Here is a 12,830-nt window from a genome sequence, read left to right as displayed (position 1 = left end):
ACAGTATGAATGTTTACAGAGCAGAAGTATTTCGATATGGCAAAAGCTTTTATGGCAGAATGATCATGATTCTGGTGATTCCGTTTGCGATTCTTGTAGCAGCTTTTCTTCATTATGTAAGTGCAGGGGTAAGCAGCGACTTCCTGGCGGCAGCAGGCTTTTCAGAACAGACGATTACAGCGATCAAAGGTCAGATGGACGGAATCGCTTATATTGCATCGGCTTTTTCTGCTTCGGAGCTTCTGGTCCTTTTTATGATGTTTCCGGTTATCCTTCATATATCCGAAGACTACGAACAGAATACCATACGTTGCGAGCTGCAGAGAAGTAAAAGCAGAGCGGCCTGTTATATTGCCAGAGTGCTGGCGGCAGTTACTTATGTATGGGGGATCTTACTGGAATATATTCTGATTTCAGGGATTGCGGCTGCTTTGTTTTTTAGAAATGTCCCTGAAGCTTCAGAAGCTTCCCGGATTGGAAAAACAATGCTTGCGATAGTGCTGCAGTTTATAATGATCGGAGCCTGTGCAATGTTTGCATTTATGTTGGTTTCACTGATCAGACATTCGGTTTTGTCTATGACTGCCGCGGTTCTTTTGGTGCTGTTATTTACACCCGGAGTTCGTGTCCTTGTGGATCTGTTTAATCTGCCGGCGTGGTCGGATAACATCTGGATCGTGCAGCTTCTCGGTATGACAAGTGACCTTACATTTAACGGAACAGATGCGGTAGCTGCGATTATCATCAGTCTTTTATATGCCGTGATTTCTACAGGACTCGGCATTCATTTTTTCAAAGCTCAAAAATTATAAATTTTCTTGATTTTTTTCAAAATAAATGTTGACAAACAAGGTAGTGGGTGTTAGATTAATTTTAGTGGTTAGCACTCGGAGTATTTGAGTGCTAACAAAATGAAAGGGATGAGCAGATGGAACTTGACGAAAGAAAAGTCAAAATTCTGAAAGCTATCGTTTCCAATTATTTAGAGACCGGAGAACCTGTAGGATCGCGGACGATTTCAAAGTATACAGATTTGAACTTAAGTTCGGCGACGATCAGGAATGAGATGTCTGATCTGGAGGACATGGGTTATATATGTCAGCCGCATACATCTGCAGGAAGAATTCCAACGGACAAAGGATATCGGTTCTATGTTGACAGCCTTATGAATGAGAAGATAGAGGCTGAGACAGAGAAGGGAAATCTTCTTGAACGAGTTGATAAAATGGAGAAGATGCTGAAGCAGGTTGCCCGGGTATTAGCGGCAAATACGAATTATGCCACACTGGTTACCACACCTCAGTATAATAATACCGTGAAGTTTATACAGCTTTCCAAGGTTGCTGAGTCAAAGCTTCTTGCGGTGATCATGGTGGATGGAAATATCGTAAAGAATAAGCTGATCGATACCACGTACGATCTGAAGAATGACGAGATTTTAAAATTCAATATTTTATTAAACACGTTCCTTCAGGGAGCTGCATTAGAAGATATTAATCTGGAACTGATACAGACGATGAAGATGCAGGCAGGTGAATATGCGGATATCTTAGAAACCATCTTTCAGGGAATCATGGAAGCTATTCATGAAGCGGATGACCTGAAGGTTTATACAAGCGGAGCGACCAACATGTTAAAGTATCCTGAATTGATGGATTCGGCAACAGCAGAAAAACTGCTTGGAACTTTTGAAGATATAGAAGACAAAGAGGAATTTGTAAAATATGTAGAAGAAGTTATCAATAAAGATAACTCTGATATAGAGATCCGAATCGGCGATGAGAATTCCAGTGAGGATCTGAAAGATTGCTCCCTTGTAACGGCAACTTATAAGATGCCGGAAGGCGCAAAAGGAACTATAGGTATCATCGGTCCGAAACGTATGGACTATAAGAAAGTCGTTACGATGTTAAAAAATCTGACCGATGAATTGGATGATATATTTAATAATAACGAATAGGGGGTCCGATAATGGCAGACACCAAGAAAGATACTAAGAAAGTAAAGACAGATGAAAAGGCAGCAGAAACAATTGTAGATGAAGTTACAGCAGAGTCAACAGATACTGCAGAAACAACAACTACAGATGTGAATGTTACAGAAACCGTGGATGTCCCTGAAGAGCAGGCGGAAGCAGCAAAACCGAAGCCGGTTGCAAAAGAGAACAGACGCGGCAGTAAGGCTTTAAGAGAAGAAAATGATAAACTGAAAGAGCGCTGTCAGGATGCAGAAGACAAATATAAACGTCTTCTTGCAGAGTGCGAGAATATCCGTCAGAGAAATGAAAAGGAGTCATCCAAAATGTATGATTTCGGAGCGAAGGATGTTCTTGGAAAATTACTTCCGGTAGTTGACAACTTTGAAAGAGCGATTGCAGCAATTCCGGAAGAGGATAAAGACAGACCATTTGAAGCAGGAGTTGATAAAATCTACAAATCACTTATGACTTCACTGGAATCCATCGGCGTTACCCCGATGAACTGCGAGGGTGAACAGTTTGATCCGGCGTTCCACAATGCAGTAATGCATGTAGAGGATGAGAATTACGGAGAGAACGTGATCGTCGAAGAGATGCAGCGTGGTTACATGTATAAGGATCAGGTATTACGATTCAGCATGGTAAAGGTTGCAAACTAATAGTCAAATGACTATAGCATATAAATTTTATTAAATTAAGAAAACAGAATTTTATTTAGGAGGAATATAATCATGGGTAAGATAATTGGTATTGACTTAGGTACAACAAATTCATGTGTAGCAGTAATGGAAGGTGGTAAGCCTGTTGTTATTGCGAATACAGAAGGTATGAGAACTACACCATCTGTAGTAGGTTTCTTAAAGACAGGTGAGAGAGTAGTCGGTGAGCCTGCAAAACGTCAGGCAGTTACAAATGCAGATAAGACAATTTCATCCATCAAGCGTCATATGGGTACAGATTACAGAGTAGAGATCGATGGCAAGAAGTATTCACCGGAAGAGATTTCAGCTATGATTCTTCAGAAACTGAAATCCGATGCAGAAGGATATCTCGGTGAGAAGGTTACAGAGGCCGTTATCACAGTACCTGCTTATTTCTCAGATGCACAGAGACAGGCAACAAAGGATGCCGGTAAGATTGCAGGACTTGATGTAAAGCGTATCATCAACGAGCCTACAGCAGCAGCTCTTTCCTATGGTCTTGATAATGAACAGGAACAGAAGATCATGGTATACGATTTAGGTGGTGGTACATTCGATGTATCTATCATTGAGATCGGTGAAGGCGTTATTGAAGTATTGGCAACAGCCGGTGATAATAAGCTTGGTGGTGATGACTTTGATAATGCTGTTACACAGTATATGTTAGATGAATTCAAGAAGGCAGAGGGTATCGACCTTTCCGGCGATAAGATGGCTATGCAGAGATTGAAGGAAGCAGCAGAGAAGGCAAAGAAAGAGCTTTCATCTGCTATGACAACAAATATCAATCTTCCTTTCATCACAGCAAACCAGGATGGTCCAAAGCATTTTGATATGAACCTGACAAGAGCAAAATTTGATGAGTTAACAGCAGATCTGGTTGACAGAACAAAGGTACCTGTTCAGACAGCACTGGAAGATGCAGGACTTACTGCAGCAGATCTTGATAAGGTATTATTAGTCGGTGGTTCTACACGTATCATCGCTGTACAGGAAGAAGTTAAGAGATTAACAGGTAAAGAGCCGTTCAAGGGTATCAACCCTGATGAGTGTGTTGCAATCGGTGCATCTATCCAGGGCGGTAAGCTTGCAGGTGATGCCGGTGCCGGTGAGATCCTTCTTCTTGATGTTACACCACTTACACTTTCTATCGAAACCATGGGTGGTATCGCAACACATCTGATCGAGAGAAACACTACAATTCCTACAAAGAAGAGCCAGATTTTCTCAACAGCACAGGATAATCAGGATGCCGTTGATATCAACGTAGTACAGGGTGAAAGACAGTTTGCAAAAGATAATAAGAGTCTTGGACGTTTCAGACTGGATGGTATCGCTCCTGCAAGAAGAGGCGTTCCTCAGATCGAAGTATCATTCGATATCGATGCGAATGGTATCGTAAATGTATCTGCTAAGGATCTCGGAACAGGAAGAGAACAGCACATTACAATTACTTCCGGTACATCACTTTCAGATGATGATATCGAGAGAGCAGTAAAAGAAGCTGCAGAATACGAAGCACAGGATAAGAAACGTAAGGAAGGCATTGAAGCAAGAAATGAAGCAGATGCACTTGCATTCCAGACAGAAAAAGCACTGAATGAAGTCGGAGATAAGCTTTCAGATGCAGATAAGTCTGCCGTACAGGCTGACTTAGACTCATTAAAGTCAACAATTGAAAGCACGGATGCAGAGAATATGACAGATCTTGATGTGGATAAGATCAAGGCTGCTAAGGATAAGCTTATGGAAAGTGCTCAGAATCTGTTTGCTAAGCTTTATGAGCAGAATGGTCCTGGAGCAAATGCAGGAACAGGTACAGGTACACCGGACTTTTCAGAGGGTGATGTAGTAGATGGAGATTTCACAGAGGTTTAAGCCTTGAAATAATATGAAATGTAGTCTATAGTAAATATCTGGCAGTAAAACGGGAAAAAGGTTTCCTGTTTTACTGTGGATATGAATGTATATCGCAGATGAAAGGTTAAAAGTTATGGCAGAAACAAAAACTGATTACTATGAGGTCCTTGGTGTAACCAAGAATGCCTCAGAGGCAGAGATAAAAAAAGCATATCGTGTCGTAGCCAAGAAATATCATCCTGATATGAACCCGGGCGATGCGGAGGCTGAAAGAAAATTTAAAGAAGCAGCGGAAGCTTATGCAGTACTTAGTGACCCGGAGAAGCGAGCAAAATATGATCAGTATGGTCATGCGGCATTTGATCCAAATGCCGGCGGCAGTGGCTTTGGTGGCTTCGGCGGCTTTGATTTTGCTGATATGGGAGATATTTTCGGAGATATTTTCGGAGATATGTTCGGTGGTGGAAGCAGACAGAGAAATTCAAACGGACCTGTAAAGGGTGCTAACATCAAGACAACGATCAGAGTTGCTTTTGAGGAAGCAATATTTGGTACACAGAAAGAACTGGATCTTCCGTTAAAGGATGAATGTGAAGTATGTAAGGGAACCGGTTCACAGCCGGGACATCAGCCGGAGGTTTGTGGCAAATGCGGCGGAAAAGGTCAGATCGTTACAACACAGCAGTCCTTGTTTGGCGTAGTAAGAAATGTATCGACTTGTCCGGACTGTGGCGGATCCGGTAAGATCATTAGATATAAATGTAGCAACTGTGCGGGAACCGGTTATGTAAAGAGCAGAAAGAAGATTCAGATCGCTGTTCCGCCTGGAGTAGATAACGGAACCAATATCCGTATCAAAGGAAAAGGTGAACCTGGATTTAATGGTGGTGAAAGAGGAGATCTTCATGTTACGATCCTTGTTGATCGTCATCCGAAGTTCCAGAGACAGGAATACAATCTTTACTCCTCCGAACCGATCTCATTCACACAGGCAGCACTGGGTGGAAATATTAAGATCCATACGATCGAGGGAGAAATTGATTACACGATTCCACCAGGAACACAGACCGATACCAAGGTTAAGCTGAAGGGAAAAGGTGTGCCAAACCTGAAGAATCCTACTCAGCGTGGTGATCATTATGTAACACTGGTTGTACAGGTTCCTGAGAAGCTGACTGCAGAACAGAAGCGTATCTTGAATGAATACGAGCAGGCAACATTGGTTGAGACCAGACCTGCAACAGATTCGGTAGGAACATCATTTTCGTTTGGAGATCACAAAAAAAGAAAGAAGAAATAGGTAAATAGATTATGAAATGGACACAAATCACGATTGAAACAACGTGTGAGGCTGTCGATTTACTCAGCGCCTTCCTCGATGAGGAAGGCGTTTTGGGTATAGAAGTCGATGACAATGTGCCTCTGACAGATGAAGAAATGGCAGCTATGTTTGTAGATCTTCTGCCGGATGAGATGCCGACGGATGACGGAACAGCAAAGGTTTCCTGCTATCTGGATGATTCCTTTGACAAGGAAGAGATAAAGACCAAGATAAAAAATGAACTGGAACGGTTATCGGAATTTATTCCGGTTGGAGCCTGCAATATCATAGAATCCGAGACGGAAGATGTGGATTGGATGAACAACTGGAAGGCATATTTTAAGCCGTTTCGTCTGTATGACAATATCGTTATCAAACCGACATGGGAGGATGCACCTTCTGATGTGACAGATGATGATATTGTGATCGATATTGATCCGGGTGCGGCGTTCGGAACCGGCTCCCATGAGACGACCAGATTATGTATCGGACAGCTGAAGAAATATATGAAAGAAGGAGATCTGGTTCTTGACTGTGGAAGCGGAAGCGGGATCCTTTCCTTTGTATGTAGTAATCTTGGCGCAAAAGAGGTTCTCGGAATCGATATTGATGAGACTGCGGTTCATGTCAGCATCGAGAACAGGGATATCAATCATATTACAGAAGATCAGGTTCGGTTTCTCTGTGGTAATGTACTCGCGGATAAAGAGCTTGTTCAGTCGATCGAACCGAAGTATGATATCGTAGTTGCAAATATTCTGGCGGATGTAATCATCCCACTTTCCGGTGTTGTGCAGCAGTTTATGAAGGATGATGCGAAGTTTATCTGTTCCGGAATTATCAATACAAAAGAAGACGAGGTCAGACAGGCACTTCTTGACAATCACTTCAGAATAGTGGATACTGTCTCTATGAAAGACTGGATCAGTTTTGTAGCTGAGAAGGATGATTAGTCATAAAGAGACAGGATTGGGAAGATGAATCGTTTTTTTGTAGATTTTGATGGAAGGGTATTTGATAAGAGCATTGATATTACCGGTGAGGATGTCAATCATATTAAGAATGTTCTTCGTTTAAAAGTAAATGATGAGATCATAATAAGTGATGGCAGGGGTAGAGATTACCGCTGCCAGATTTCAGTTATGGATCATGAAAAAGTAGTTGCAGATATTCTGGATGTATGTGATAATTTTGCAGAACTTGAAACAGAGATTACGTTGTTTCAGGGATTTCCGAAAGCGGATAAGATGGAGTGGATCATCCAGAAAACGGTAGAGCTTGGCGTTACAAGGATCGTACCGGTCATGACGAAACGGACGGTTGTCAAGCTGGATGCAAAGAAAGCAGGAAAGAAGACGGAACGTTATCAGGCGATCGCACTTGCGGCGGCGAAGCAGTCGGGCAGAGGTGTGATCCCGGAGGTAACTGCTCCTGTAACATGGAAAGAGGCTCTTGCTATGGCAAAGGAGCTTGATATGAATATGATCCCGTATGAAGAAGCAGAAGGAGTTGCATATTCGAAAGAGGTCTTTGCATCGATCAAGGGAAAGAAAAGTCTTGGTATATTTATAGGTCCGGAAGGTGGATTTGCCGGAGAAGAAGTCGAGGCAGCGACAGACATGGGCGCGAAGATGGTTACGCTTGGACACAGGATTCTGCGTACCGAGACAGCGGGAATGGCGGTTATGTCGATCATAATGTTTGAACTGGAAGAGGATAGATAGAGATGGAAGCATATTTTGATAATGCAGCAACAACAAAGGTATTTCCGGAAGTAAAAGATCTGGTGGTAAAATTAATGGAAGAAGATTATGGTAATCCTTCCTCCCTGCATCAGAAAGGTTTGGATGCAGGACACTATATCAAGGAGACGAAAGAGATTCTTGCAAAAGAATGGAAGGTAGACAGCAAAGAGATCGTACTGACTTCCGGCGGAACGGAATCCAATAATCTTGCGTTGATCGGGACTGCGCTTGCAAATAAAAGAAGCGGAAACCGGATCATAACAACAAAGGTGGAACATGCATCGGTATCAAGTACGATGGCATTTTTGGAGAGCCTTGGATTTGAAATCATATATCTGAATGTAGATCACCACGGAATTGTGGATTTGGAACAGCTGGAACAGGAAGTGAATGAGGATACGATTCTTGTGTCTGTTATGTATGTAAATAACGAGATCGGGACAGTAGAACCGATTCAGGAGATTGCAGAGATTATCAAAGAGAAGAATCCAAAGACGCTCTTTCATGTGGATGCGATTCAGGCATTTGGCAAATATCACATTTACCCGAAACGGATGGGGATCGATTTGATGTCCGTAAGCGGGCATAAGATACATGGACCAAAGGGAACCGGAGCGTTGTTTATCAAGAACCGTACGAAGGTGAAGCCGATCATATACGGCGGCGGACAGCAGGGCGGAATGCGATCCGGCACAGAGAATGTTCCGGGATTTGCAGGATTGGGACTGGCAACAAAGATGGTTTATGAAGATCTGGAAGCCAGAACTGTTCGTATGAGGGCGGTGAAAGACCGTCTGACCGAACGGCTAAAGACACTTCCGGATGTATATATCAATGAAGGGGAAGCATCACATATCCTAAGTGTATCATTTGTTGGTGTTCGAAGCGAAGTGATGCTGCATGCATTAGAAGAACGGGAAATCTATGTTTCTTCCGGATCGGCATGTTCGTCGAATAAACCGGCAGTCAGCCATGTATTAGCTTCGATCGGGTTACCGAAGGATCGGTTGGAATCCACGATCCGTTTCAGTTTTTCGGCAGAGAACACAGTGGAACAGGCAGACTATGCGGCAGATGTGATAGAAGAGATCCTGCCGGTATATAGAAAATATGTCAGAAAAAAGTAGCGTCAAACGAATGGAAGGTTTGATTATAATAGTATAAAACAGGCGAAGAACAAATAAATAGAATGAAAATCGGAGGTTGAGAGAAGCATATGCAGTATAAGGCATTTATGATCAAATATGCCGAGATCGGTACAAAAGGTAAAAACCGGTATATATTTGAAGATATCCTTGTAAAAAACATTAATCGTAAGATTAAAAATTACGGTGATTTTTATATCCGTAAGGAACAGGGAAGAATCTTTATCGAAGCAAAATCAGACTATGATTATGAAGATGTAGTGGGTGCATTGACCAAGGTATTCGGTATCGTGGGAATCTGTCCGATCGTGGTAGAGGAAGATACATCATTTGAAGCCATCAAAGAAAAGGTGATCGAATATGTGGATAAGGCATATCGTAAGAAGAACTTTACCTTTAAAGTAAATACAAGAAGAAATGATAAGAGCTTTCCTATGACTTCGATGGAGGTCAATGCAGAGCTCGGACATTATCTGTTAGAGGCATTCCCGGATACTTCCGTTGATGTTCATGAACCGGATGAGATCATTAATGTAGAGATCCGGAAGACGGTATATATTTATTCGATCACGATTCCGGGTCCGGGAGGACTTCCTGTCGGCACAAACGGAAAGGGAATGGCATTATTATCCGGTGGAATTGACAGCCCGGTTGCAACCTATATGATCGCAAAACGCGGTGTCCAGATGGAGGCTGTATATTTCCATGCACCGCCATTTACCAGTGAGCGTGCCAAAGAAAAAGTAATTGATCTGGCATGTCTGGTTGCGGATTATGCAGGTGCGATCAAGTTGCATGTTGTAAATTTCGCGGATGTTCAGATGGCGATCTATGATAATTGCCCGCACGAGGAGCTTACGATCATTATGAAACGCTATATGATCAAGATTGCAGAAGAACTGGCAAAGAGAAATGACTGTCAGTGTACGGTGACAGGTGAGAGTATCGGGCAGGTATCCAGCCAGACGGTATTCAGTCTTGCTGTTATCAATGATGTCAGTACATTGCCGGTGTTCCGTCCGTGTATCGGACTGGACAAGCAGGAGATTGTTGATATATCGGAAAAAATCGGAACATATGAGACATCGATCCTTCCTTATGAGGACTGCTGTACAACATTTGTAGCAAAGCACCCGGTAACAAAACCGATATTATCTGCGATCGAGAAATCAGAAGCAAAGCTTGCCGGCATTATCGAGCCGTTATATGAAAAAGCGTTAGAGTCTGTTGAGACTGTAATGTGCAGAGCACAGAGATAAGGTGAAGCAGAGACATTATGCAACACATGCAAAATTATTTGCTCGCCAGGATGTTGATTTTGCGGAATGCAAGGAGTGAACTGTACTCATGACAGAATAACATGAAAAAAGCTTGCCACTATAAAGGCGGCAAGCTTTTTTATGCAGAATGACTGTCAAAACAGGCATTCTGTATGTATGCAAATAGTCGATTATGATTATTCAACAACGTAAGGCTTGATTGCTGCAAGAATATCAGCAAGATCCTTTTCATCAGCGTGAATGTTCAATTCAATTGGTTTTGAAATATCAAGACTGAATATACCCATAATTGATTTTGCATCAATAACATAACGTCCTGAGATGAGATCGAATTCTGCGTCAAATTTTGCAATTTCGTTACAGAATGCTTTTACCTTATCGATTGAATTTAAAGAAACCATTAATGCTTTCATGATTACCCTCCTAAAAGTTAGATTATCCGGAGCCATAACGACCGCGGATGTTTATATATTTATAATATCTTTTGGAGAGGGAAAAGTCAATAATAAGAAAGGAAAAATAAGGAATGCTGAAGGGAAAAACAGTAGCCCCTCTGACACTGGGCTGCAAGGTAAATCAATACGAGACAGATGGCATGATCGAACTCTTAAAAGAGGCCGGAATGACGGCTGTTTCCTTCGAAGAAAAAGCAGATGTATATCTGATAAATACATGCTCTGTTACAAATATGGCAGATAAAAAATCCAGACAGATGATACACAGAGCGAAGAAACTGAATCCGGATGCAGTCGTAATAGCGGCGGGCTGTTATGTTCAGGCTGCAAAGGATAAGCTGATGGAAGATGATCGTATATCTATTATTATAGGAAACAATAAAAAGAAAGATATTGTTCGGATTCTGGAGGATTATCTGCAGGCAGGCGTGACAGATGAAGGTATGCTCGATATATCAGCGGAAAAAGAATATGAGCCTTTGACCATTAACAGTACTTTAGAGCATACACGGGCATATGTGAAGATTCAGGACGGTTGTAACCAGTTCTGCTCTTATTGCATTATTCCTTACGTCAGAGGAAGGATTCGGAGCCGGGACATCGCATCCATTATAGAAGAAGTTGAACGACTGGCGTTGACCGGAGTAAAAGAAATTGTTCTGACAGGTATCCATATCTCCTCTTATGGTAAGGATAAGGAAAATGAGGTAGGACTCGCAGATGTAATTGATGCAATCTCAAAAATCGAATCAATTAAAAGAATCCGTCTTGGTTCGCTGGAACCTAGTATTATTACAGATGAATTTATAGACCGCATTGTGGATAATGAAAAGGTGTGTCCGCATTTCCATTTAAGTCTGCAAAGTGGCTGTAATACAGTATTAAAAAGGATGAACAGGAAGTATACCTGCGAAGAATACTTTGAAAAATGTGAGATGCTTCGTAAGGCATTTGACCGCCCGGCACTGACTACGGATGTAATCGTAGGATTCCCGGGGGAGACGGAAGAAGAGTTTCGGGAGACGGTGGATTATCTGACGAAGCTTAATTTGTACGAGATGCACATATTTAAGTTCTCGCCAAGACAGGGAACGGTTGCTGCCGGAATGAAGGATCAGGTTGCGCCTGAGATTAAAAATCAAAGAAGCGATGTTCTATTGGCTTTATCCGAAAGGAACAAACAGGCATATGAAGCGTCCTTCCGGGGAGAAAATCTCGATGTTCTTGTTGAAGAAAAAGTCCGGAGAGAGGGAAAAGACGGATATCGTGGACATACGGAACGATATATGGATATTTTTGTGGAGGAAGAATGCATGCACAGGATCTGTGACCGGCAGACAGATATCATTAATCATGTGGTGAAGATTCCATACGGTGTGGGCGTGGAATGAGCAGATTGCACAGCCGGATTATGCGCAAAATGCGTTACAACATATACAAATATGCGGCTTTAGGTTGAATTTTGCATGGGTTTATATTATTATAGGGTAAGGTTTTTATGCAAAGATGCTGATGGCACTTGATAAAAGTAAGGATGTGAGTATATGAATAACAAAGAGAATACACAACATATTGCACAGCTGAAGGATAACACGATAGATGTAACACAGATCATAGGACAGGTATATGAAGCACTGACAGAAAAAGGCTATAATCCGGTCAGTCAGCTTGTCGGTTATATTATGAGCGGTGATCCTACATATATCACCAGCTATAAGAATGCAAGAAGTCTGATCATGAAAGCAGAGCGGGATGAGATCATAGAAGTTCTGTTTGAAGATTACATTAAGAATAATCTGATCAAGTAGATCGGGATCGTGTCGAAAATGATGGGGTCGGATGAAAAAAATCCCATCGAAAAAAGCTCGGATTACATGGAGAGAAGAACAGGATAAGAATATGCGGATAATTGGATTGGACTACGGAACAAAGACAGTAGGAGTTGCGGTCAGTGATGCGCTGATGATCACGGCACAGCCACTTGAAACAATAGAAAGAAAATCAGCAAACAAACTTCGACAGACACTTGCGAGAATAGAGAGTATTATTGAGGAATATCAGGCAGAACGGATCGTTCTCGGATATCCGAAGAATATGAATAATACGATTGGAGAACGTGCAGAAGCGACCGAACAGTTTAAGGAAGATCTGGAACGTAGAACAGGCCTTGAGGTTATCCTGTGGGATGAAAGACTTTCTACGGTAGAAGCAGAACGGATTTTGATGGATACCGGAGTCAGAAGAGAAAATCGGAAACAGTATGTAGACAAGATGGCCGCTGCGGTTATTTTGCAGAATTATCTTGACAGTCAGGCTCATGAAGGGCAGACCGAATAGTCGAAAGG

The 12,830-nt window shown here is 42.1% G+C and carries 13 protein-coding genes; 12 read left to right on the top strand and 1 reads right to left on the bottom strand.

Translation table 11 applies throughout. The features are described 5' to 3' along the window. Positions 1 to 5 precede the first annotated feature (5 nt). From DWW43_RS03375 to thiI, 9 genes are all read left to right on the top strand, one after another. Complete coding sequence (locus DWW43_RS03375; protein WP_119962725.1) at positions 6 to 812, top strand: hypothetical protein; 807 nt, start codon at positions 6 to 8, stop codon at positions 810 to 812. Positions 813 to 928: 116 nt separating this feature from the next. Beyond that, positions 929 to 1,960, top strand: coding sequence for a heat-inducible transcriptional repressor HrcA (gene hrcA, locus DWW43_RS03370; RefSeq protein ID WP_119962724.1), 1,032 nt, complete (start codon positions 929 to 931; stop codon positions 1,958 to 1,960). An 11-nt stretch (positions 1,961 to 1,971) separates the two neighbouring features. Then, entirely contained in the window at positions 1,972 to 2,637 is a 666-nt protein-coding gene (grpE, locus tag DWW43_RS03365) for a nucleotide exchange factor GrpE (RefSeq protein WP_008403020.1), read from the top strand. 72 nt (positions 2,638 to 2,709) lie between these two features. Beyond that, complete coding sequence (gene dnaK / locus DWW43_RS03360) at positions 2,710 to 4,557, top strand: molecular chaperone DnaK (RefSeq protein ID WP_008403021.1); 1,848 nt, start codon at positions 2,710 to 2,712, stop codon at positions 4,555 to 4,557. 115 nt (positions 4,558 to 4,672) lie between these two features. Further along, positions 4,673 to 5,839: a molecular chaperone DnaJ gene (dnaJ, locus tag DWW43_RS03355; RefSeq protein WP_044946265.1), complete on the top strand. Its 1,167-nt coding sequence runs from the start codon at positions 4,673 to 4,675 to the stop codon at positions 5,837 to 5,839. Positions 5,840 to 5,850: 11 nt separating this feature from the next. Then, a complete protein-coding gene (gene prmA / locus DWW43_RS03350; protein WP_119962723.1) occupies positions 5,851 to 6,813 on the top strand; it encodes a 50S ribosomal protein L11 methyltransferase in 963 nt (320 codons plus the stop codon). 24 nt (positions 6,814 to 6,837) lie between these two features. Next, positions 6,838 to 7,584 carry a 16S rRNA (uracil(1498)-N(3))-methyltransferase gene (locus DWW43_RS03345; protein ID WP_119962722.1) on the top strand — a complete coding sequence of 249 codons (747 nt, stop codon included), beginning with the start codon at positions 6,838 to 6,840 and terminating at the stop codon, positions 7,582 to 7,584. A 2-nt stretch (positions 7,585 to 7,586) separates the two neighbouring features. Further along, the gene (locus tag DWW43_RS03340) at positions 7,587 to 8,732 is read left to right on the top strand and encodes a cysteine desulfurase family protein (RefSeq protein WP_119962721.1); all 1,146 of its coding nucleotides are present in this window, start codon (positions 7,587 to 7,589) and stop codon (positions 8,730 to 8,732) included. Between the two features lie 89 nt (positions 8,733 to 8,821). Then, positions 8,822 to 10,009, top strand: coding sequence for a tRNA uracil 4-sulfurtransferase ThiI (gene thiI, locus DWW43_RS03335; RefSeq protein WP_119962720.1), 1,188 nt, complete (start codon positions 8,822 to 8,824; stop codon positions 10,007 to 10,009). A gap of 197 nt (positions 10,010 to 10,206) precedes the next feature. Here thiI and DWW43_RS03330 read toward each other — a convergent pair whose 3' ends face one another. Next, complete coding sequence (locus DWW43_RS03330; protein WP_044946242.1) at positions 10,207 to 10,443, bottom strand: HPr family phosphocarrier protein; 237 nt, start codon at positions 10,441 to 10,443, stop codon at positions 10,207 to 10,209. A gap of 113 nt (positions 10,444 to 10,556) precedes the next feature. Between DWW43_RS03330 and mtaB the strand changes: the two genes are divergently transcribed. The 3 genes from mtaB to ruvX all read left to right on the top strand — a co-directional run bounded on the left by mtaB (position 10,557) and on the right by ruvX (position 12,822). Next, positions 10,557 to 11,876, top strand: a complete 1,320-nt coding sequence (gene mtaB, locus DWW43_RS03325; protein WP_008403028.1) for a tRNA (N(6)-L-threonylcarbamoyladenosine(37)-C(2))-methylthiotransferase MtaB — start codon at positions 10,557 to 10,559, stop codon at positions 11,874 to 11,876. Between the two features lie 153 nt (positions 11,877 to 12,029). Further along, entirely contained in the window at positions 12,030 to 12,293 is a 264-nt protein-coding gene (locus tag DWW43_RS03320; protein ID WP_008403029.1) for an IreB family regulatory phosphoprotein, read from the top strand. Between the two features lie 91 nt (positions 12,294 to 12,384). Then, a complete protein-coding gene (gene ruvX, locus DWW43_RS03315; protein WP_021943459.1) occupies positions 12,385 to 12,822 on the top strand; it encodes a Holliday junction resolvase RuvX in 438 nt (145 codons plus the stop codon). The last annotated feature ends 8 nt before the right edge of the window (positions 12,823 to 12,830 follow it).

Source organism: Clostridium sp. AF15-41 (genome assembly GCF_003604095.1).
Lineage (GTDB): Bacteria > Bacillota > Clostridia > Lachnospirales > Lachnospiraceae > Coprococcus.
The sequence above is the reverse complement of the archived record's forward strand: the minus strand, read 5'-3'. Positions and strand labels throughout refer to the sequence as shown.